Here is a 21,751-nt window from a genome sequence, read left to right as displayed (position 1 = left end):
TAACTATATTAGTAATAAACTATAAATTATAGAGTTCATATTTACAATGTCTTACCATAATGCAATATTTTTATAATTTTATTACACATAGGCAATAAATATGCTACACTTGCAACTCTAGTATTTTTATTTTGAAAGGGAGCATTGTATGGCTTTTAATTATAAGGGAATATTTCGTTCTAGTATGGCATTAGTCTTAGGTGGTGCAATTATGTTTGGATTGCTTGCATGCGGAGATTCTAAGCAGAAAGAAGCAAAACAGCAAGAAAGTGCCATTGAAACAATCAAGAATAATGGCAAGATTCGCATAGGTGTATTTAGCGATAAACCGCCATTTGGATATTATGCAGATAATGAGTATAAAGGCTTTGATGTATATATTGCAAAACGTTTTGCAAAAGATTTGCTGGGCGATGAAAATAAGATTGAGTTTGTGCCTGTTGAAGCTGCGGCGCGTGCAAGTGCTCTGAAAGCAAACAAAGTTGATATTATCATGGCAAACTTTACAAAGACACCCGAGCGAGAAAAACAAGTAGATTTTGCACAACCTTACATGAAAGTAACATTAGGTGTTGTAAGCAAAGGTGGAACCATCACGAGTGAGGAGCAGCTGCAAGGTAAAACCTTAATAGTAAATAAAGGCACAACTGCTGATATTTACTTTAGCAAACAGAGCGGTATAAATTTACTCAAATTTGAGCAAAATACAGAAACATTTCAAGCATTCCAACAAGGGAAAGGCGACGCCTTAGCTCATGATTCTACAATGCTTTATGCATGGGTAAAACATAATCCAGATTACAAGGTTGGAATCCAATCTCTTGGCGAACAGGATGTAATTGCTCCGGCAGTTAAACAAGGCAATAAAGAGTTGCTTGATTGGCTTAATGCAGAAATTGATACTTTGCGAAAAGAAGGGTTTTTCAAAGAGGCTTATGAGGCAACTTTAGCTAATGAATTTGGTAGTGAAATTACTGCTGATATGGTTATTTTTACAAAGTAATACATGATATATAATCCTTGTAGCTCTAATTAGGCGAGAGTGTCTTATCTCAAGGTTATGTTGTGGGTACAACCCACACAAACGCATTATTTCAAACTTTTACACAACAACACTAAAAAATGTATTGATATGTTATTGCAGGATATTAAAGTGTTTGCAGTGTGCTTAAAGATATACAACACGATACTACGCATGTCACTCTAACCATCCTACATACTCATGCAATGCACAATAAGAATATATAATAATCCATAACCTCAACAGATTTTAAGATTTGCTCTTTAGGCTTACAATAAGAGTGCTATTATTTGCACCTGTGTATTCATAATGCAAGGCATTTGGATATCGCTCAAAAACATTTATCCATTTTTTTGCCCTAAAAATTCCATCTAAGCTATAACTAACATCTTGTTTTAATAAATACCTAGCAAGTTTTGCAACGTGACAAAATCCTTGTGCATTTTGTAAAACCCTAATAGCATTTTCTAGGATAATGAGTTCTGTTGGCTTTGTCTGCAGGGTTTTAGCTGTAGATATTTTATTATTATGATTACGAGCAGCAACAAATGTTTTATTTGTGCTTATTACATTGTTGCTTATCATTGGACTTTTACTCGGCAAACAGATAAAATGCGTATAGGCATTTTGTAATGATTGAGGTGTTTTTACCTCACCAAAGCCAATTGAGATTCTACCTTTTGCCTGAATCTCTAATGCTATATCTCTAAAATCACTATCACTTGAAACAATACAAATATGTTGAATATTGCTTTCATACAAAATCTTATAAGCACTCGCCTGGATTCGTAAATCACTTGTATTTTTAAAGTACTTATGTCGAAAAACTTGAATAGGTATCATGCCATACCTCTCAATCACTTTTTGTGTCCAATCACTTTGCTTACTCCAATCTTTAAAAGCATATTTAAGAATCACCCTACCAAATTGCTCTAGTCTCTTTAGAACAAACGGAATGTGTGTAGATGATACATTTTCGCAATCAAATAAGATAGCTATCATATCGTGTTACTCCCTTCTATATAGAATAAAAAGATTCCCCAATAATTACTCTAGTTTGCTCACAATAATACATTAAATTTTGCCCAATGTTTATTAAACCTTTTAGAAACCTACAAAAAGAAGCAAATAGTCTTTTGCTTAATGCTCATTTATGTTTGCAATAGAAAGTTTTTTGCTATAATTGTGTTGATTAATTACAATACATTTTTCCACAGAAAGAGCTATTATGAAAGTTTATCATCTCTCACATATTGACTTAGACGGCTATGGCTGTCAATTTGTTTCACGTGAATTTTTCCAAAACATTACATTCTATAACGCAAATTATGGCAGAGAAGTTATGGTGCGATTACAGGCTATTTTGCGTGATATAGAATCTCACAAAATACAGACAGATAATACAAGCATGTTGTTTGGCAAACCCATAAAAATGGAACGAGAACACAATAAAACCCAGCAAAAAGAGCAATTTATCATCCTTATCACAGATTTAAACCTCACCCTAAATGAATCAAAATTTCTAAGCGAACAAGTCAAAGAGCTAAAGATGACACAGGTTGATGTTGAAATTGTGTTGCTAGATCATCACGCAACAGGTGAAGAGAGTGCAAACATGTATAATTGGTATTACCTTGACATCAATCGTTGTGCTACAAAAATTACATATGAATATCTATTAGAGCGTTTTGGTCTAGAAACTTCAGTGCAACAATGGCTAAAACCTATAGTTGAAATGATTAACTCCGTGGATATATGGCTTGAAGATGGCTTTGGCTTTGAATGTGGTAAGGTTGCTATGAGCCTTATTGCATCAAGTAATGAATTTAATCGTTTTATGTTTGATGATGAAAATAGAAACTATAAGCTTAAGTTGCTAGAATCTAGTCGTAGTTTCTTTGTTGAATGTGATACAGAAAAAAGTGGTGGGTGCATAGATGGAAAAGCTTTTGATGAAGTAGGGTTTGATAATGCGTTATTTTTTATTAAAAAAGAAGTGCTAGGTGGAAATAAAGATAATGAAACGATGGATAATATCGTCTCACGCGCACAAGTTAGATTACTTGAAGCAAAGAAAGAACAATGCAAGGTGTATTTTGAAAATAAAGTAGGCTTTCTAAGCTATGGTATGGGGGGTATTTCTGTTGTAGCAAATAAATTCTTACAAGATAATGAGGAATTTGATTTCTACATGGATGTCAGCAATAGAGGTAATGTGAGTTTACGTTCAAATGGAAATTGCGATGTGAGTGCATTAAGCCAAATGTGCTTTAATGGTGGTGGACATAAAAATGCAAGTGGTGGACGTATTGATAGCTTTAGAGAAAGTTTTATATATGATGACATTAGGACACAGGTGCAAGGACACTTGCAAATGAAAGATGAGTGGGAGTTATAAAAACTCTGTGTAAAATAATAGATCTTAGAGTCTAAACACCTTTATTATATAAAGATGGATTTAATTCATATAATTGTATGAAGAGTTGTTGCTTATTAAGGCACGATCACTTCGCAATAGCAAAAATACAAACTAACTTATATAAAGTATCTGTGAGTTTAAACTTTTAACAAATCTAATTTTTCTAGAATCCACATTCAACTTGCATTATACTTAGCATTGCATTTTAAAGAAGTCCAGATTCCTCAAGGCATACATCTTTTAACATAGATACTAAAGCCTTATTGTTTATACCATAAGCCCACTAAGCCACCAAGATATGGATACATCTAGATTTCAAACACTTAACACAACCACATACCATCTCATTTTATATAAAACTATAAAAAACTCATCAAAATGTTACATTTATTCTTTAAAAATAATAAAAATTATTTTTTTTGTTTTTATGGAGTGAAGTTTGTTTATTTTCACTAGAACGTGGGCTACTTTTTAACTCTCATAAGTTAAAGGTTTTATTTTAAAGGATGAATCATGAGAAAAACCCTTAGTATAATGGCTATGAGCACACTACTTACACTAGGACTTAGCAATAATGCTTTAGCAGCAGATAGTAGTGGAGAAAAAAGTGGTGCCTTTGTAGGTGTGCATGGCGGTGTTTCACTATTTGGCATAGGTGTATATGTAGATAATAAGGCCTTGGACGATCAGGGCTATCAAATGGTGAGAATTGATAAAGCAAATATTGCTACATTCAATGTTGGCTTAAATGTTGGGTATCAGTATTTCTTTATACCAATAGTAGGCATTAGAGGTTATCTAGGTTATGATTTTAATGGCAATAGACTATTCTTCTCAGAAACTCCAACAGATCAAGAACTTCACACATCTTTTCAAAATATTACATTCAATGTTGATGCGTTAATAAATTTCTTAAATACAGGCAACTTTACACTTGGTGCGTATGTGGGATTTGGACTTGGCTATGGTATCACTGGGTTAACTGGTAGCAAGTCGGGAATTGATGAATTTAAGAGTCAACAATACAATGGCTTTAATATCCCTATAAATGTTGGTATTGCAGCAACTTTTGCAAGTTCGCATAAAGTGGAAATAGGTGCAAAAATCCAAACATTAGCCGCTGGATACAATATTAAAGAAAGAATTGGCACAATAGAATTCCTCATGAATACACATGTAATTAATGTGGGTTATTCTTATATCTTCTAGTGTAATATATAATATTTTAAACTTAAGTAGTCTTTCTCCTTATTTTACAAGTCAGTAAGTCACCCATTTTTTCAAAATGGGAGTTCTTGTGTTGTATGGTTATATATAAACTAGATAGATGTAACAATCTATGTATTTCTGATATATTCTACTGCCAATATTACCTTGATTTCAACTCTGAATTAGTAAGGAAAATGCAAGGAGTGTTTATGATAAATAAACTTCTTACTTCCCTGCTAACCTATGCTTTTATAACTCATGCCTACACACAACAGCTCAGTATGCTAGAATAAGCCCAATCATTACAAAATATGTTTCAAAATGATATAAAATGCATCATCATACTTATATGATATTACATAATGTAACATATGCTTATTTATTTGACTAAAATATAAACTATATTGCTTTTATTTATTATGATAACTTATATTTTCTAGGTAACCCTGCATATTTACCGATAAAGCATGTATTTATGAGGCATTGCAAAGGGCTACGACATATATACTTTAAGGAGACATTATGGTTATTGGCTGTCCAAAAGAAATAAAAGTGCATGAATATCGTGTTGGTTTGACACCATCCAATGTGCATGAATATAAAGAAGCTGGGCACAAAATCTTTATTGAACATGATGCTGGGAGTGCGATTGGTTTTAGCGATGAAGAGTATCATAAGGCTGGTGCTGAGATTGTCGATAAAGAAACTTTATTTAAGCAAAGCGATATGATTATAAAAGTAAAAGAACCTATTGAAAGCGAATACAACTATTTCAAAGAAGGGCAAACACTTTTCACTTATTTACATTTAGCTGCTGATCGAAAATTAACTGATATGCTGCTTGAAAAAAAGATTAATGCAGTGGCATACGAGACGATTAAGGTGCGTAACGTATTACCTTGTTTAGCACCTATGAGTTCTATTGCTGGACGACTTGCAGTTATAGAATCTGCAAAATATATTCAAAAAACTTTTGGCGGCAATGGCACACTTCTTAGTGGGATTCCAGGTACTCCAAAAGGCAAAGTCACAATTATTGGTGCTGGTGTAGTGGGATTAAATGCAGCACAACTTGCAGTGGGTATGGGTGCGGATGTAACAATACTTGATATTGATACTGCTAGACTTGCCTATGTAGATCAAATATTTAATATGCGTATCCATACGCTCTTTAGCTCTCGTGCTAACTTACTCTCTAGTATTGCTGATTCTGATGTTGTGATTGGTGCAGTATTGATACCGGGTGCAAAAGCACCAAAACTTGTAAAAAAAGATGATTTACAATGCATGAAAGTAGGCTCAATCCTTACTGATGTGGCAATCGATCAAGGGGGTTGCTTTGAAACCTCAAGACCAACAACACATGATAATCCTATATTTGATATTGATGGAATCTTGCATTATTGTGTAGCGAATATGCCTGGTGCTGTGGCAAAAACTGCAACTCTGGCTTTAACTGATTCTACACTTAACTTTGGGTTAAACATAGCAAAACTCGGTGTAAAAGAGGCAGCATTAAAAGATAGTGGGATTTTAGAGGGGCTTAACACCTATAATGGTAAATGCACGTATAAAGGCGTGAGTGATGCATTCGGTATAGCATATACTGAAGCAAAAGAGGTATTATGCTAAATTTAAGCATTATTTAAAATAAAATAAGATATAATGAGAACGCCTTTCTAGTTAGCCCTATGCAATAGGCTTTGTGAGCAACGCTTCAGGATGGGAACATAGCAGAGCACTTGCAAAGTTTGTGTGCCATTGGTTCCTGGCTGGAAGGGTTTTTAAATACTCCATATTGAAACCTCTAATTTTAGATTTACCTAAAACATCAAATTAATTAATTCGGATTCCAAGTTATGGCAATTTATAATGACGCAGCACCCATTTACGACAATATAGTGCAAGGTTTAGATAAAAGCTTTAGTGTCTACAACAATACCTATAAGCAAAGCTATCACTCAAAAAGCTTGGGTGCTTACACTGAAACATTATTAAAGCATATTTATCCTGCGATTTTTTTTCAAAATAATGGTAATTTTTGCGATATCAATACACGTGAAACTTTTTTGCAACAAGTAGATTCTATACAGAAACATTATAAAATCTATGCAGATTTAACACCACTACAACACAATATCAGCACTCTTATACAATCTTTGCAAACACAAAATCTCACACGTCCTGTGCGTATATTGGATATATGTTTTGGGCTTGGATACAATGCAATGTTGGCTTTAACTTATTTTAAGACATGTGAGATCTATTCACCTGAGAAAGATTTGTTTTTACAAGAGCTCAGTGATTTCCCATACCAAAATATTCCTCAAAGTAAAACAATCCTGCATATGCTCTATAAGCAATCATATTATCACAACAAACAACAAACACTCTATTATTTGCATGGTAACGCACTTACATATCTTTTACAATTTCGCACGGGCTTTTTTGACATTGTATTTCAAGATGCCTTTAGTCAAGCATACAATGAGGAGTTATGGGACACAAAATACTTTCAAACACTCTATAAAATTACAAAAACTCCATGTATTATCACAACCTATGCAAAGGCACGAGTTGTACTTGAAGCAGCAAAAAGAGCTGGATTTAATACATTGAAATATACATGGGGAAGTATTTTTTATAAATAAATGGGTTTTGTCTTATAAAATAAAGGATATTACATGCAACGCATTTTTGCGATATTGACATTGATGGCTTGTAGCAGCATAGAAGCACAAAATTTAGCAAAAGGTGTATCAAAAAACCATATGCTAGATTCAAAACAAGCACAGATTATAATAAAAGATTTTGAGCCATTTTTTAAAGAAGCTTTTGCACAACAAATAGAATCTTTTAAGCTAAAAAAAGATTCTATAACAGGGGCTCCATACATTGATTTTTGTGAATATCCACCAGATAGAAGCCTTGTTTTTGGAGCATTAGAAAATGGAAGATTTAAAGGGGAAAAGATTAATGACTTGCCATTTACATGTAATGAAAATAGTGGTGCGAAAAAGTATTTTATCTATAACAAAAATATAAAACAAAGTTTTGCCATCATGAAAAAATTAAAATTCTTAAATTTTCTAACTAACACTCCATCTTTTAGAAATGAAATTATACAAAACAATCAAAGCACCATAACAACTCTTTGGAAAGAAAGCAACCAACAAAGGATTAACAAAAAAGATAATGATTTAAAGCAGCTGTGGATTTTATATAGAAATGAAGCACAAGAGCAATCATGCACGATTGTTTTCACACAAAAAGACACCCATACAGAAATAATCCTGCAATACCTTAACTATCAATAAAGAAAGATGCTCTACCTACCTCTAAAAACACAAATGATAAACCCTCTAGCTTAAAAGTTCAAACAATTTGGGACCAAGCCCATATCTCTTCTTTGACCTCACTTCTTAAATTGCCTTGTTAATAATCTTAACCAAATAAAACGCATCAAAATCTTAATCCTGAAACACTAATCTACACAACCAACAAGCCTATTACCTAACGACATAATCAAATACTAAACTGCATAAACATAAATGTAGCTTTTTAATGAGGCTATATTGATTTGCTACAAATAGAATAGAGAAAACTATATGATACACCCAACAATCTATATGTTGATTATTTATGGCATGTATACAGCTTATACAAAAACACTCATAAATTGGGAAAAGTCTAAAGGCTTAAGTATAGCTTTTTGCTTACAACTACTTCTTCTTATAATACAAACATGCAGAATCTAGAAATCCATTTATCCAAGCAACAAATCTCATGTATAGATATAGCCTAGTAAGTAAGCACCACTATCGTTTTATCTTTTAAACGTCTAGTAAAGATTTGCTGAATAAACGATAAATTAAACATCTCGCCTTGCAATACGATAGTATCACATGTTGTATCTATAATTTCAACAAACGCATTCGCCAAATCACACGCCATGCTATACGCCAATCCATGCATGTCCAACCCACCTATACGATACGACATAGCAATGGAGAGTGCCTTTGCATAATCAAGCATATAATAATCATTGTCCTTTTTAAACTTAAATCCCAACTCACTTACATGTGGAAATTTAAAACTCTTTGCAAGCTGTAAAATATGTGTAGTTTGAAAATTTCCTCCTAAAGGATTAAGGCTAGATTCTAACCACATATTAATCATGTTTATTTCCTCATCAATCAATGTTTTATCATCTAAAATCATTGCAAAAAGGCTAAATGCATCATTAATATTGCTACTTATCCTCTCTTTATCACAAAGTTTCATTAATTCAATATAACGATCTTTCATTTTATTTTGATAATTTGCATAAAGCTTTTTCCCTTGCTTGTTTTTGCTTTCATAGCTTTGCAATACAAGTTTTGGATTGAGCGAAATAGCACAAGAGATCAATGGTTTGCATTCACCATCCTCATACAATACAACACTGCTTTCATCTACACCTAGATTAATAAAAAGATTTTTTGTGCTTTTAAGCGTATTTGCAAATTGCATGTATTCTTGTGTATTTTGTATAGGAGCTTGGAGTTTCTTATAGCTTAAAGGGAGTATCTTTGGCACAAACTTTTCGTTAAGAGTAAAAAAACTTTTATTGCTTAAGGGTTTTTCAATATTGCCAAAATTATCCCAGAAATTTGGCTCACTACAACCAATACATCCATGTCCGCCCTGCACAGGCCAACTTGTTTTTGCATTAAACTTTACTTTTGGACAATTATTATAAGTGTATGGACCCTTGCACCCAACCTTATATAGACAATAACCTTCTTTCATATTGGGATCATCAAAGGATTCTACAAAGTCACCAGACATAAAAAAACTCTTTCGCTCACACAAGTCATGCACACTTTTACCATACGCCCACAATGGTCTTTTAAGTGAATCAAGACTTGGGGATTCTCCAAAGAGATAGTAATAAAGCAATGTTGCTACAATATTTTTATCACTAGGTGGACAACCTGGGATATTAATAACTTCTCTTTCAAAAATCTCACTTAAAGCATGTCCATTTGTAGGATTTGGGTAAGCACTCTGGATTCCACCAAAACTAGAACATGTCCCAACTGCAAATACTGCTTCTGCATTATGCAAGAGATGAGAAACCTCATCATATCCATTTCTATTGCCAAGTGTAATATAATCTTTTGCAAAACCCATAGGCACACTTCCCTCAACAAGCAGCACATATTTTTCATGTGAACTTGCATACTCTAATGCCGCAGTAGCCCCATGCCCACTTGATACCATCACTAAATCATGATATACAATTTTAAAAATATCAAAAAGCAAAACTTCAAAGCTTGGTGCTTCTGTCCTTAGCAAACTTTCACTACAACCTGTGCATTCTTGTAAATGCAACCAAACTACCTTTAAATCACTCATGTGTTCTAAAATTTCTATACAAACATCAAGCATAGTTTTTGGCACATTAATAAGTGAGAGCTGATCTTTTAACCATGTCTTTGTAGAATCATTTTGCAACATTGTGCTTTTTGCTGTGTGTGATAAAGACTGCAAACGAGCTTGCAATTTTGTCTCAATTTCTTCTTTTTGTAATGCTGCCATTATTTCTCCCTGTAGCTAATCATATTTAGAATCTATGCTTATTGTATTGTATCACAATTCTGTATTGCATACGTAATTTGCTATCTGCTTATATATGGTTTATGACGTTATAAACCCCTATGCAGCGATACGATCATGAAAATACCTATCTAAAATCTTGCATTTATGATAAAATACCGCACAAAGTGCAATATGATAGTAAACTCATTGTAGCGTTTGCAAAACTATCAAAAAAGAGAGGCTATTTTGAAAAAAAACTTGCAACAACACACAAGCAACAAAATATACAACTTTTTAAAACTATTTTTCACAACTTGTAAAACAGAACATTTTAGCATATTGCGACATGCAACTACATATCTGCATATTACCTCATTGTTGCAAGCCTTATTTTGTTATCCATTTTACATCTTTCATCCACGCCTACTTTTTAAAATTATGCAAGGGCATACAAAACAAATGTTGCCCACACAATCCACAAAAAAATATACAAAACTTAAGGCTACTTTACATAAAGCATTGATTGGTATGTTTTTTGGCTTTTTGTTTTGGTTGCCATTTTGGTGGTTTATACTTGAATCGATTATGCCACCCCTTTTATATGGAATCCTATGTTTTCTTTTGATGTGCTTTGTGCTTTATGTCTGCGCTACTTTTGTATGTTTGCAAATAGAAACACACAATAAAAAGCTTTGTAAAATGTCTGCATATTGCACCAAGAGACATATTGTTGATATGGCATTGCCCTATTTCATCGTATTTATGGTGCTTTGTATCTGTATATTTTCCCTACTTCATAAAAATATCTATATTGGTGTTAGCTTATTTTATCCATTAAGTATCGCTATATTTCTATTTATACCACGTATGTATAGGTTTTGGTTTGGATTTTTTATCGGTGTTTTTGGATTCTATTGGATAGCACTTGCGCTTCGTTTTGTCGAGAGCTTAAGCCTACTCACACCATTCATCATAGTATGTGTAGGTATTATTTATGGCGTGTTATTATGGATTCTTTTATATTTTCAGAATCTTGCATGGCGTATTACTATGGCGGCATTACTCTTTATTATCCACCCATTTGATTTCAATTGGCTTAATCTTGCGTATTTAAGCTCATATAGCGTTTTTGAGGCTTCATTAATTAGCTTACTCTGTATAGCATTTTCATATTACTTTATTATTGTAAAAAGTGCTTTGCAACTACTTGCCCCATTACTGTTGCTTATATCCTTGGAATATGGTACCACCAAGCATACACCAAAACTACATGCAAAAATTGTAGAAACGCAGTATCCACAAGATATGCGTTGGGAAAAAGTAAATCGGGAAAGTATAATTGCTAATAATTTAGAAGCCATACAACAAGCAATAGATGAAGGCTACCCACTCGTTATCCTACCAGAAACAAGTTTCCCTCTAGTCCTCAATGCACAAACAGAGATCTACAATACATTGCTTGACCTAAGTAAGCATATTACGATTGTAGTTGGGGCTATACGTATGCAAAGCATAGAATCTGTTAATACACATACAAAAAGATCCTCTCTTTTTATGCTTGATAGCCTAAAACAAAGAGACAAACATCTAGATTCAATAGAAGAAAGCTATATAAATATGCCGACTATGCAAAATGGCTATTACAATAGTGTGTATATTTTCTCAAAGGGATATAGCTTAATCGCTGATAAAAATATTCTTGTGCCATTTGGAGAAACCCTGCCATTTAATGCCATTTTATCACCCCTTTTTAAAAAAATATTTGGTAATGACTTTGGATTCAATAAAGGGCATGAAATAATATCATTCTCCACTCAAAGCCTACATGTCGCTATTGCAAACTGCTATGAAGGAACTATGACATTGCCATATACAACTGGAGCAAAATATATTCTCATGTTAAGCAATAATGCGTGGTTTTATCCCTCAACACAAAGCTTTATGCAACAAATGATTATAAAATATTATGCACGAAGTTTTCAAAGCTTTGTCTATCATTCTACAAATTACACACCAACAGCAATCATCACACCAAATAATGGCAAGGATTAGGCATAGTCATACATGACCCTGCAAGTTTATATTGGGGTTGTAAGTCACACATATATCCACTAACAATACAACTTCATAATATGAAATACAATCACATCAACTTTTTTAACACAACTCTCATAAACAGCTTTAACATAGTTTATAATAACACATGTTTAAATACTTCATCAATGTTTTGCACTGCAACTATTTCTACATTTTGCTGCACTTCTTTTGGTATATCGTCTAAATCTCTTTTGTAGTTTTTAATTGGAATTAAAGCTTTTTTAATATCTGCTTTATATGCTGCAATAAGCTTTTCCTTAAGTCCGCCTATAGGAAGCACTTCACCACTAAGATTAAGCTCACCTGTCATCGCTACATCTTGACGCACATCTTTATTAAACAAGATTGAAGCGATAGCACAAGCCATAGTGATACCCGCACTAGGACCATCTTTTGGCGTTGCGCCTTCTGGAACATGCAGGTGAATATCAAGAGTTTCTGTTGGACTTTTATATGTAGGTGATTGTGTGCTATCTGCATCCTTAGATTCTGTGTTTAATTTACTTAGACTTTGCTTTCTAGAATCTTGAGCATTATTGAAATCTTTTTGCAATGTATTATCAAGCCTATTTTTAACAACGGAATACGCGATATATGCTGATTCTTTCATGACATCACCCAATTGTCCCGTGAGTTTTAGGTTACCTTTACCTAATAATGATATTGCCTCAATCTTTAACACATCGCCACCAACGGCAGTCCATGCAAGTCCATTGACAACACCAAGTCTAGGTTTTCTCTCCGCCTTATCAATCTCAAAAACACTTTTTTTCAGTAATCGTGTAAGATCTTTGACACCCACTTGCATTGTTTTTGTCTTATTATTTAGAATCTCAACTGCTGCTTTACGCATAATTTGTGCAATTTTTCTGCGAAGATTCCTAACACCCGCTTCTCTTGTGTAATTATGGATAATAGTCTCTATCGCATCTTTAGAAATCTTTATCTCATCTGGTCGCAAACCATGATTTTTAATCTCTTGCGGAATGAGATATTTTTTTGCAATTTCATATTTTTCTTGGGGCGTGTAACTACTAATTTCTATAAACTCCATTCTATCTCGGAGTGGTGCTGGGATTAATGAAATATCATTTGCAGTTGCAATAAATACAACTTGTGATAAGTCTATGCTAAAGTTTGCATAATAATCCCTAAAACTCACATTTTGTTCAGGATCTAAAATTTCTAAAAGCACACTTGTAGGATCTCCTCTTACGCCCCTTACAATTTTATCAATTTCATCAAGCACAACAACGGGATTCATCTTTTTAGAATCTATTAAGCCTTGTACGATCCTACCAGGCATTGATCCAAGATATGTGCGTCTGTGTCCACGCAGTTCATTAACATCTTCTAACCCACCCAATGCAATTCTTACAAGCGGTCTATTCAATGCAGTTGCTATAGAATTTGCAAGGCTTGTTTTCCCCACACCAGGTGCACCATAAAAGCATAAAATCGTTCCCTTATGCTTCTCACTCATGTGTGTAGCTTCGTGATTTTTAGAATCCTCTTTCAAATCATCTTTTTTAGATTCTGTCTTTTTTATCGTATCAACTGAAGTTTGCTCATTTTTGCCATGTTTTTTTGATTCATCTTCTTTGTTATCTTTTGCCCTTTGTTCTAAAAGTTGTTTGACTGCAAAATATTCTACAATTCTCTGCTTGGCATCAACAAGAGAATAATGATCACTGCTTAATTGCCTCTCAACATTCTTAATACTTAGCTTTTTATTGCTGACACTTGTAAATGGAATCTCTAACATCCATTCTACATAGTTTTGCACCATGTTTGCATCAGAGCTATCAGGATGAGCACGTGATAATCGATCAATTTGCTTTTTAATCTCCTTATATGCATCTTCATGCATACCACTTTTTAATTCCTCTAACTTACTATAATATTGATCTATTTCCTCATCTCTTTGTTTATCAATACCGAGTTCTTTTTGAATCTGTTTTAACTGCTCTTTTAAGAAAAACTCGCGGTTAATTTGATCCATTTTTGTATGTACTTTTGATTTTATATCTTTTTGTAATTTTTGAGTTTCAATCTCTTCTAATACCATTTGAGTAGCAAGCATAAGTCGATCTTCAGTATCATTGCTAGAAAATAACGTATAGCTTTGCTCCTTTTTTAATCGCAATGTAGAAGTTACCAAATCAACAACCTTGTTTGGATCATCAGCATTTTCAATATTGCGTAATAAATCAGGAGAAATGTTTTGACTTAAATGTGCTAGGGCATTAATTTTTTCCATAAATACAGCCAACAGTGCATCCACGGTTTGTTTATTACTTGGCTTATACGTAATAACTTCAATTTGTGCCTCCAGTGGCTCCACATTTATAATCTCTGTTATCTTGCCCTTTGATATACCTTGAAATAAAATCTTTATACGTCCATCAGGTAAGCTTACTTTACGCATGATTTTACCAATAACGCCCACATCATAAAATGGCACATCATCGCTCTTTGGATTATTTTTTGCACAAACCACAAAGATATTCTCATTAGTCTTTTGAGCTTTTTGTACAGCTGCTATATTAGCTTTATCAGAGATAAAAATCGGTGCAATGATAAAAGGAAATACAAACATTTCTTCTTCTACAACGATGGGTAATGTAACTAATGCTTCATTTTCTCTATCCATAATAATTCCTTTCTTTGTTAAATATTTATTCTACCAATTCAGTAATACCATATACCATGGCACTTTTGAGGGTGTTGGCTTTGTAGCTTCTTGTAAATCAGAATCTATTCTATCAAGATATATTTGTTCTGCTTCTGTTTGATTATTTTTTTCATACACTCTCGCAATAGCCTTATTTAACTCATTTTGCCCAAGCACAAATTTTACTTCCATCTCATGCACAAAAGGCATATACCTACTATTTGGATATTTTTCCATAAAATCTTGTATTAAGATAATAGAATCTGTCATAAATTGCTGATCTTTTGACGCATTTTTAAATGCATACAAATGGGATTTTAATCTCAAAAAACTAATGTAGTCCGCATTATTTGCATTACCATATCGCTTTAGATATTCTTTGAAATAAAAATCAGATAAAATATATTCTTCATTACTTAAGTGGGCTTGCCCTAACGCAAGCATTGCTTCTGGTATCAATGGTGAATTTAAATGTTCGCTCTGCAAAGAAGAAAAATAGCTATCAGCAGTCTCTAGATTTCCAAGTCGAATATTTTTAAATATTCCTTCATACCAAAAACTTGCTGGTTGATTGTATACAACCTCTTTATCTTTATCGCTACATGCTATGAATAAATATGATAAAAATAAACATAGCAACACATTAAAATAAGACAAAAATATATTATAAAGTGTTTTATTTTGCAAAATAAACTCCGCTTGAAAAAATAAATGATATTATATAAAAAATTCGTGTTATGTTTGCATATTTATAAACTTTTTGGTAGAATATTCATTTTGCTATATAGCTTTATAAGATCTTGCAAATTTTAGGATATTTAGGGCTTAAGGGAGCATAAGAACGCAATGCTGTTGGCATTCACAACTTAAATGTTAATCTCGGAGAGTGTTATGATTTTTGAAGTCAAATCGCCAATTTTAGGTTTTGAGCATGTTAATAAAATGAAGCTAGAGAAGCTTGATGAGGTCTTTCTGCGATTAACAAATGCTGATGATGCAACACCTATTTTCACCCTAGTGAATCCATTTGTTTTACGCGAAACTTATGAGTTTGAAGTGCCTATGGCGTTAAAGTTGCTACTTGATTTAGAAAATAGCAAAAATATTTTGACCGCCAATATCATGGTTATGCAAAACCCAATTGAACGCTCAACAATTAACTTTCTTGCACCTTTGGTCTTTAATTTTGACAATCTCTCTATGGCACAAATAGTCCTTGATAGCATTAAGTATCCACATTACAAACTTGCAGAGCCAATAGCCAATTACTATCCACAAGACACAGAATCACAGTCATAGCTCTATTTTGTTTTAAAACTATTGCTGTGCCTCTTACATGTTTATCTACAAAGTGTTTAATCAGAAGTAACATAAATTTGGATATTTGCTGTGAGAGTATATTAAAGTAAAATTACAAAATTTATCTTCTACTAAACATTATGTATTATTGGAAAAATATATACTAGGCTCAAAACACGGAATTCATAACATTGTTATTCTTGATTAAAAAGTTTTAATGAGCAAGAATTATACTAATTGTATCAAGACGCCAAAAAAAATACCTGTGTAAAAATATGTAGCAAAAAATGAAGCATTTCATCGTTATCATAGGCAGGACTTAAAGACCTGCGGTAGGAATGCTTTGTCACACCTCTCTATACAAAGTAATCCCCAAAAGAATTATTGTGTATATGCATATTAAAAATATTAAAAGGTCAAAAAATGACTAGACAAACAACACTGCTAATCATTTTGCTTTTCTAGTTCTGTTTCCTTAGGGATGCCAATTGCTACCAAGAAACAAAAGAACAAGAATACCATCATATAAATATAATATCCCCATTCAATCCCGCTTTGTTTAAACCACAATGCTATGCTAGGCACAGTTCCGCCAAAGCATGCAACCGCCATAGCATAGGGTAATCCAGTGCCAAGTGCTCTAACCTTCTCAGGAAATAAAGCAGCTTTTGCAATACCAGCGATAGAAGTATAGAATCCAGATATAATAAGTCCGATAGCAATAAACAAGAATGCTAAAACAGGACTATTGATACTGCCACTAGGACCAGATTGGACTATTGCATTCATCAAAGGTGCTACAGTAATAAAACCAACACCAGAAAATAAAGCCAACATCTTCTTGATACCAATTTTATCACCTATCATTCCCATAAATGGCTGTATAATCATACCAAAAGCTAATCCACACATTGCTATCATGTAGGCTGTTTCAGATTTAAATCCAGCACTTGTTTTCAAAAATGTTATCATATAGGCAGTAAAATTATAATAACACATACTACCAGCCGCTGTTAGCCCAAACACAAGAAGACAATATTTTCTGTATGTCCAAAGAGATTTTAATGTGCCTTTTTCTGCATCTTTCTTATGCAGTTCCTTTGCGCTCTCATGCATATTTGCCCGCAAGAATAGTGAACCAAGAGCTAAGATTCCAGCCAAAATGAATAAATATCTCCAGCCATAATCTTGCATCACATCGTTACCCAAGTATTCAACAGCTAGCCAAACACAACCCAATGCCACAAACTGAGCCATAATCAATGTAACATATTGAAATGATGAGAAAAAGCCGCGATTACCCTTTGTAGATATTTCAGATATATAAGTAGCGACTAATCCGCCCTCTCCACCTACTGATAATCCCTGCAAACATCGTGCAAACACTAGTAGTACTGGTGCCCAGATTCCAATTTGTTCCTTTGTGGGTATTGATGCAATTAAAAAATTACCAATTGACATTAAAATAATTGCATAAACCATTACTTTTTGTCTGCCAACCTTATCTGCTAAGGAACCAAAAATCAAACTCCCAATAGGTCGCATAAAAAATCCAAAAGCAAATACACCAAACGATTTTATCAGATTTGAAGTTTCATCTCCAGAATCAAAAAAATGGTGCGTAAAATATGATGCCAATGAAACATAAATGTAAAAATCAAACCACTCTACAAAGTTACCCGAACTCGCAGCCAAAATGGAGCGTATCCTCTGTGCTTTTGTGAGATCTTTAGTCAATTGTTGCTGCATATCCTCCCCTTATTTTTAGCCATATGTTTATGTTTTCTGAAAAACTAGCTTCAAGTTTGTGGAAACTGTGATCAGATTCTCATAAAAAGTCACATATAGCCATTAACTTATTTTATTTTTAGTTTTATTTACATGCAGAATCTAAATTTTTTATTTTTTTAATAAAAAATTATAATTCTATGGTTATAGAATATCATATTATGTATATTTTGGATAAAAAAACTTATTTTTCTGTCTGTAGACATCAAATATGTTTAATTTTGTAATAAATTGATTAAGCAGCATTTACCTGCATCCATGTAATTATTTATCTTTATGTTAAAGACTGAAATCTTAAGAAACTTATATAATTGGTATAACCATAACTCTATGATATACTTTCCAATATCTTTTGTATATCTTCCTTTGTGATTTTTTCATGTTCTATAAGAGTGGTAGCAATGCGTTCAATAGAATGTTTATTTGCAATGATAAATTCTTTATGTTCTTGCTTTGTAGTTTCTAAAATCTCTAATATATCTTCATAATCAGTGAGCAAACGCTCTCCCATGCCATAATCTTCACACATTTTTTTAGCAATAAATTTTGCTTTTTCAACATCATGTTGTGCAATTGTTGATATGCCTATATTATGTACCTCAAGAGCTAGATTACCACTTAGAGCAATTTTTATTTCTGCAATGAGATTATCCCTTGTATAATAGTCATAGTTATTGTTTGGCGACTGGGATTCTATAGTTGTATCAATAAGCGTAATCTTTTGAAAATCTGGTAAAAGCCAATACTGCGACAAACCCTTTGCAGCATTATAAATTGCAAGCATTTGTTTTTCGTGCTTGCTTAGGGTATTTTGTCGCCTTTTTCCAAATAACACTTTGTGGCTTGTATCTGTTATATCCTGCATAGTAATTGTGTTGCGATTATGGCGTAGGGCGTTGATAGCAGCTTCATTTACAAGTGATGCTATATTTGCTCCGCTAAAACCGACGCAAAGCTTTGCAGTCTCATGCAAATCAAGCATATGTGCACGATTGCGTAAATGCACTTTTAGAATCTCTATACGTTCATTTAAATCTGGTAAATCAACATAAATGCGTCTATCAAATCGCCCACTACGCAAAAGAGCATGATCCATAACATCAACTTGATTTGTCGCACCAATAACAATAACACCGCTCTGATCACTAAAACCATCAAGCTCAATCAACAACTCATTGAGTGTGCTCTCCCATTCTTGATGATTGTCTGCACCCCTTGCCTTACCAATCGCATCTATCTCATCAATAAAAATAATAGCTGGGGCACACGCTCTAGCTCTAGCAAACAGCTCTCTTACTCTCTGTGCACCAACCCCTACATAAATTTGCACAAAAGATGAACCACTATGATAAAAAAAAGGCACACCACTCTCCCCTGCAATTGCCTTTGCAATCATAGTTTTGCCAACACCAGGAGGCCCTACAAGCAAAACCCCTCTTGGCAAATATATCCCCAAATCTTGATATTTCTTTGGATTCTTTAGGTAGTCAATAATCTCTAATAGGTCATCTTTTGCCTCTTTAATTCCAGCGACATCACGGAATCTTATTGAGCTTCTCATAGGCTCTAATGCAAGCGACATATTATCATCTGCATCTTCATTGCTATACGAGTTTGTTTCCATAATTGCATTTTTTTCAGTCCATATCTTTGACTCAATCTCTTCACACAATATATAAAAAATAACCCACCCTATTAAAAATACAATTATCGCATACACTATTTTTTCTTGAGGCGAAGTCTTGGGTGCGATAATGGGTAATCCATTCTCAATAAACGAGAGATAAATGCCGCAAGTTTCTTTATTAGATACCTTATTATAATTAATATCTTTATTATAATTAATATCTTTATTAGATATTTTAGCGATAAAAACTTTGTTTATACAACCATACAGCTGTGTTGTTGGCAGTTTATATATCCTTTCATCCGCCATATAGAAATATGTGTGATGTTTTCCAATAAGTATTGTTTCTACACGGTCACGTTGCAGCATATTTACAAGAGTTGTAAAATCAATAGATGCTGCATTCTCTTTTATAACAAAATAGCTTCCTATACCAACACATAACGCCCAGATACACAAAACAATTGTAAAAAACCATTTTTTTAACCAAGTCATCGTGCCCTCATAATACGTATTGCATAACTTATACTTTGCCCTAAGGCTTTTAGATTCTAAATATTCCCCAACAATTAATGTTGATCTGTCTGATCTTTATTATGCACATTTTGTTCTTGCTGTTGAGGTGCTTTTGTATGTTCGGCTGGTTTTGGATTCAGCAAGTCATAAATATTATAAATAAAAATAGCACCCACCATGAGTGGAGCCAAGACTCTAATTGCAAAAAGCCAAAATTTAAACATGATAGGTGTAAAGTAATGGCTTGTCCATTCTCTCAAATGCTCTGTTTTAATTGCATAGCCCACAAAGATTGCTGCTAAAAGTCCGCCAAGCGTCATAATAATATTAGCACTAAGCCAATCCATCCATTTAAATAAATTCTTTCCTGCAATGGTTAGCTCTTTATAGCCCTCGTTGAGCGAAAGAATGAGTACAAAACCCACTAAAAATATCACGAGGCTAACCCCCCATGACAACATCACTCTATTTTTACCAGTTTTATCCTCAAGCCATTTCACTGCTGGCTCAAGTAGGGAAATTGTGCTTGAAAGACCTGCAAAACCTAGTCCAATCATAAACAATACGCAAATCACGCTACCTATTGATCCCATCTTGCCAAATAAAACAGGAAGTGTCTTAAACACAAGACCAGTTCCCTCTCCAACATCCTTTGCAGTGCCATACTCAAATACAAAAGTAAAAATCATAAGCCCTGCAACAATAGAAATAATGATGCCGGGGATAAGCACCCACATAGCCGCACTAAAAAGATTTTGTTTTTTTTCTGTAAAAGCTGCATAGGTAACAATAATCCCTATCCCTAGAGAAAGCGAGAAAAAGACTTGCCCCATAGCCTCTATAAGCACTTTTGATGTAATCTTACTAAAATCGATCGCAAACATAAAATTCACACTTTTATCGAAAGAAGGTAATGTCATAGCATAGATAAGCAACCCAAAAAAGATAATAAAGAGTAAGGGCATAAGCACAAAGTTTAGCTTTTCAATCCCGCTTTTTACACCTTTTGCGACAAAATACGCAGTTAAAATCATAACAATTGCAAAACTTATGACTTGTGAAGTAATGTTTTGAGTGAGATTCTCAAATAATATCTTAGAATCACTCATATTTGTGGGTAAATGAAAGCTTATTGCACCAAGATAATATACCACCCAACCCAAAACAATACAATAAAAAGTGAGGATAATAGGACCACCAATAATAGTTAGACCAACCCAATGCCATCTCTTGTGACTGCTCTCATCAAGCTCGTAAAATGCATCTTGTGCATTCTTACGTGTGCGATTCCCAACAAGCATCTCAGCGATGAGCATAGAAACACCAATGACCACCGAGATAACAAGAAACAAGAGAATAAAAGCAGCACCACCATTTTGTCCTGCCATCGTCGGAAAACGCCAAATATGCCCTAGTCCTATGGAACTCCCAAGTGTTGCCATAATAAAGCCAATTTTAGAGAAATTCATTACCCTTCCACCTTTTTTTACAGAAATCTTAAAAAGTCTTAGTGTCTCG

General features: G+C 33.6%; 16 protein-coding genes and 1 other RNA gene. 10 read left to right on the top strand and 7 right to left on the bottom strand.

From position 1 onward, the window contains the following. Positions 1 to 148 precede the first annotated feature (148 nt). The gene (locus tag LS81_RS01660; RefSeq protein ID WP_104696446.1) at positions 149 to 1,003 is read left to right on the top strand and encodes a transporter substrate-binding domain-containing protein; all 855 of its coding nucleotides are present in this window, start codon (positions 149 to 151) and stop codon (positions 1,001 to 1,003) included. 57 nt (positions 1,004 to 1,060) lie between these two features. Then, positions 1,061 to 1,207: a hypothetical protein gene (locus LS81_RS11185; RefSeq protein WP_161976737.1), complete on the top strand. Its 147-nt coding sequence runs from the start codon at positions 1,061 to 1,063 to the stop codon at positions 1,205 to 1,207. Positions 1,208 to 1,270: 63 nt separating this feature from the next. Here LS81_RS11185 and LS81_RS01655 read toward each other — a convergent pair whose 3' ends face one another. Then, complete coding sequence (locus LS81_RS01655; protein WP_034346377.1) at positions 1,271 to 2,023, bottom strand: NYN domain-containing protein; 753 nt, start codon at positions 2,021 to 2,023, stop codon at positions 1,271 to 1,273. 226 nt (positions 2,024 to 2,249) lie between these two features. On the opposite strand from LS81_RS01655, the gene LS81_RS01650 reads away from it, so the two are divergent. The 6 genes from LS81_RS01650 to LS81_RS01625 all read left to right on the top strand — a co-directional run bounded on the left by LS81_RS01650 (position 2,250) and on the right by LS81_RS01625 (position 7,966). Then, entirely contained in the window at positions 2,250 to 3,419 is a 1,170-nt protein-coding gene (locus tag LS81_RS01650) for a DHH family phosphoesterase (RefSeq protein ID WP_034346380.1), read from the top strand. Between the two features lie 534 nt (positions 3,420 to 3,953). Then, on the top strand, positions 3,954 to 4,649 hold the full coding sequence (locus tag LS81_RS01645; protein ID WP_034346382.1) for an outer membrane beta-barrel protein: 696 nt from the start codon (positions 3,954 to 3,956) through the stop codon (positions 4,647 to 4,649). Between the two features lie 522 nt (positions 4,650 to 5,171). Continuing rightward, the gene (gene ald / locus LS81_RS01640; protein WP_034346384.1) at positions 5,172 to 6,281 is read left to right on the top strand and encodes an alanine dehydrogenase; all 1,110 of its coding nucleotides are present in this window, start codon (positions 5,172 to 5,174) and stop codon (positions 6,279 to 6,281) included. A gap of 48 nt (positions 6,282 to 6,329) precedes the next feature. Next, positions 6,330 to 6,427: signal recognition particle sRNA small type (gene ffs, locus LS81_RS01635), an RNA gene on the top strand. A gap of 81 nt (positions 6,428 to 6,508) precedes the next feature. Continuing rightward, positions 6,509 to 7,300, top strand: a complete 792-nt coding sequence (locus LS81_RS01630; protein ID WP_034346386.1) for an MnmC family methyltransferase — start codon at positions 6,509 to 6,511, stop codon at positions 7,298 to 7,300. A 33-nt stretch (positions 7,301 to 7,333) separates the two neighbouring features. Further along, positions 7,334 to 7,966, top strand: coding sequence for a hypothetical protein (locus LS81_RS01625; protein ID WP_034346388.1), 633 nt, complete (start codon positions 7,334 to 7,336; stop codon positions 7,964 to 7,966). A 484-nt stretch (positions 7,967 to 8,450) separates the two neighbouring features. Here the strand turns inward: LS81_RS01625 and LS81_RS01620 are convergent, their stop codons facing one another. Then, positions 8,451 to 10,232: a hydrogenase small subunit gene (locus LS81_RS01620; protein WP_034346389.1), complete on the bottom strand. Its 1,782-nt coding sequence runs from the start codon at positions 10,230 to 10,232 to the stop codon at positions 8,451 to 8,453. 246 nt (positions 10,233 to 10,478) lie between these two features. Between LS81_RS01620 and lnt the strand changes: the two genes are divergently transcribed. Further along, the gene (gene lnt, locus LS81_RS01615) at positions 10,479 to 12,284 is read left to right on the top strand and encodes an apolipoprotein N-acyltransferase (protein WP_034346392.1); all 1,806 of its coding nucleotides are present in this window, start codon (positions 10,479 to 10,481) and stop codon (positions 12,282 to 12,284) included. Between the two features lie 139 nt (positions 12,285 to 12,423). Here lnt and lon read toward each other — a convergent pair whose 3' ends face one another. Then, positions 12,424 to 14,982, bottom strand: coding sequence for an endopeptidase La (gene lon, locus LS81_RS01610; RefSeq protein WP_199769742.1), 2,559 nt, complete (start codon positions 14,980 to 14,982; stop codon positions 12,424 to 12,426). A gap of 30 nt (positions 14,983 to 15,012) precedes the next feature. Continuing rightward, entirely contained in the window at positions 15,013 to 15,666 is a 654-nt protein-coding gene (locus tag LS81_RS01605; RefSeq protein WP_034347182.1) for an outer membrane protein assembly factor BamD, read from the bottom strand. A gap of 228 nt (positions 15,667 to 15,894) precedes the next feature. Here LS81_RS01605 and fliW point away from each other — a divergent pair, with 228 nt between their 5' ends. Then, positions 15,895 to 16,302: a flagellar assembly protein FliW gene (fliW, locus tag LS81_RS01600; RefSeq protein WP_034346396.1), complete on the top strand. Its 408-nt coding sequence runs from the start codon at positions 15,895 to 15,897 to the stop codon at positions 16,300 to 16,302. Between the two features lie 444 nt (positions 16,303 to 16,746). On the opposite strand, the gene LS81_RS01595 is transcribed toward fliW, so the two are convergent. The 3 genes from LS81_RS01595 to LS81_RS01585 form a co-directional block, all read right to left on the bottom strand. Further along, positions 16,747 to 18,051, bottom strand: coding sequence for an MFS transporter (locus LS81_RS01595; RefSeq protein ID WP_034346398.1), 1,305 nt, complete (start codon positions 18,049 to 18,051; stop codon positions 16,747 to 16,749). Between the two features lie 367 nt (positions 18,052 to 18,418). After that, positions 18,419 to 20,212 (bottom strand): AAA family ATPase, encoded by a 1,794-nt coding sequence (locus LS81_RS01590; protein WP_034346399.1) that lies wholly within the window; start codon positions 20,210 to 20,212, stop codon positions 18,419 to 18,421. Between the two features lie 74 nt (positions 20,213 to 20,286). After that, positions 20,287 to 21,702, bottom strand: coding sequence for a sodium-dependent transporter (locus tag LS81_RS01585; protein WP_034346401.1), 1,416 nt, complete (start codon positions 21,700 to 21,702; stop codon positions 20,287 to 20,289). Positions 21,703 to 21,751: the final 49 nt, after the last annotated feature.

The sequence above is a fragment of the Helicobacter trogontum genome (genome assembly GCF_000765905.2).
In the GTDB taxonomy this organism is placed as follows: Bacteria; Campylobacterota; Campylobacteria; order Campylobacterales; family Helicobacteraceae; genus Helicobacter_A; species Helicobacter_A trogontum.
This window is presented reverse-complemented; position numbering and strand designations above follow the sequence as displayed.

Coding starts and splice junctions, on each gene's coding strand:
- LS81_RS01660 (WP_104696446.1), top strand. CDS start 149: ATGGCTTTTAATTATAAGGGAATATTTCGTTCTAGTATGGCATTAGTC.
- LS81_RS11185 (WP_161976737.1), top strand. CDS start 1,061: ATGTTGTGGGTACAACCCACACAAACGCATTATTTCAAACTTTTACAC.
- LS81_RS01655 (WP_034346377.1), bottom strand. CDS start 2,023: ATGATAGCTATCTTATTTGATTGCGAAAATGTATCATCTACACACATT.
- LS81_RS01650 (WP_034346380.1), top strand. CDS start 2,250: ATGAAAGTTTATCATCTCTCACATATTGACTTAGACGGCTATGGCTGT.
- LS81_RS01645 (WP_034346382.1), top strand. CDS start 3,954: ATGAGAAAAACCCTTAGTATAATGGCTATGAGCACACTACTTACACTA.
- ald (WP_034346384.1), top strand. CDS start 5,172: ATGGTTATTGGCTGTCCAAAAGAAATAAAAGTGCATGAATATCGTGTT.
- LS81_RS01630 (WP_034346386.1), top strand. CDS start 6,509: ATGGCAATTTATAATGACGCAGCACCCATTTACGACAATATAGTGCAA.
- LS81_RS01625 (WP_034346388.1), top strand. CDS start 7,334: ATGCAACGCATTTTTGCGATATTGACATTGATGGCTTGTAGCAGCATA.
- LS81_RS01620 (WP_034346389.1), bottom strand. CDS start 10,232: ATGGCAGCATTACAAAAAGAAGAAATTGAGACAAAATTGCAAGCTCGT.
- lon (WP_199769742.1), bottom strand. CDS start 14,982: ATGGATAGAGAAAATGAAGCATTAGTTACATTACCCATCGTTGTAGAA.
- fliW (WP_034346396.1), top strand. CDS start 15,895: ATGATTTTTGAAGTCAAATCGCCAATTTTAGGTTTTGAGCATGTTAAT.
- LS81_RS01595 (WP_034346398.1), bottom strand. CDS start 18,051: ATGCAGCAACAATTGACTAAAGATCTCACAAAAGCACAGAGGATACGC.
- LS81_RS01590 (WP_034346399.1), bottom strand. CDS start 20,212: ATGACTTGGTTAAAAAAATGGTTTTTTACAATTGTTTTGTGTATCTGG.
- LS81_RS01585 (WP_034346401.1), bottom strand. CDS start 21,702: ATGAATTTCTCTAAAATTGGCTTTATTATGGCAACACTTGGGAGTTCC.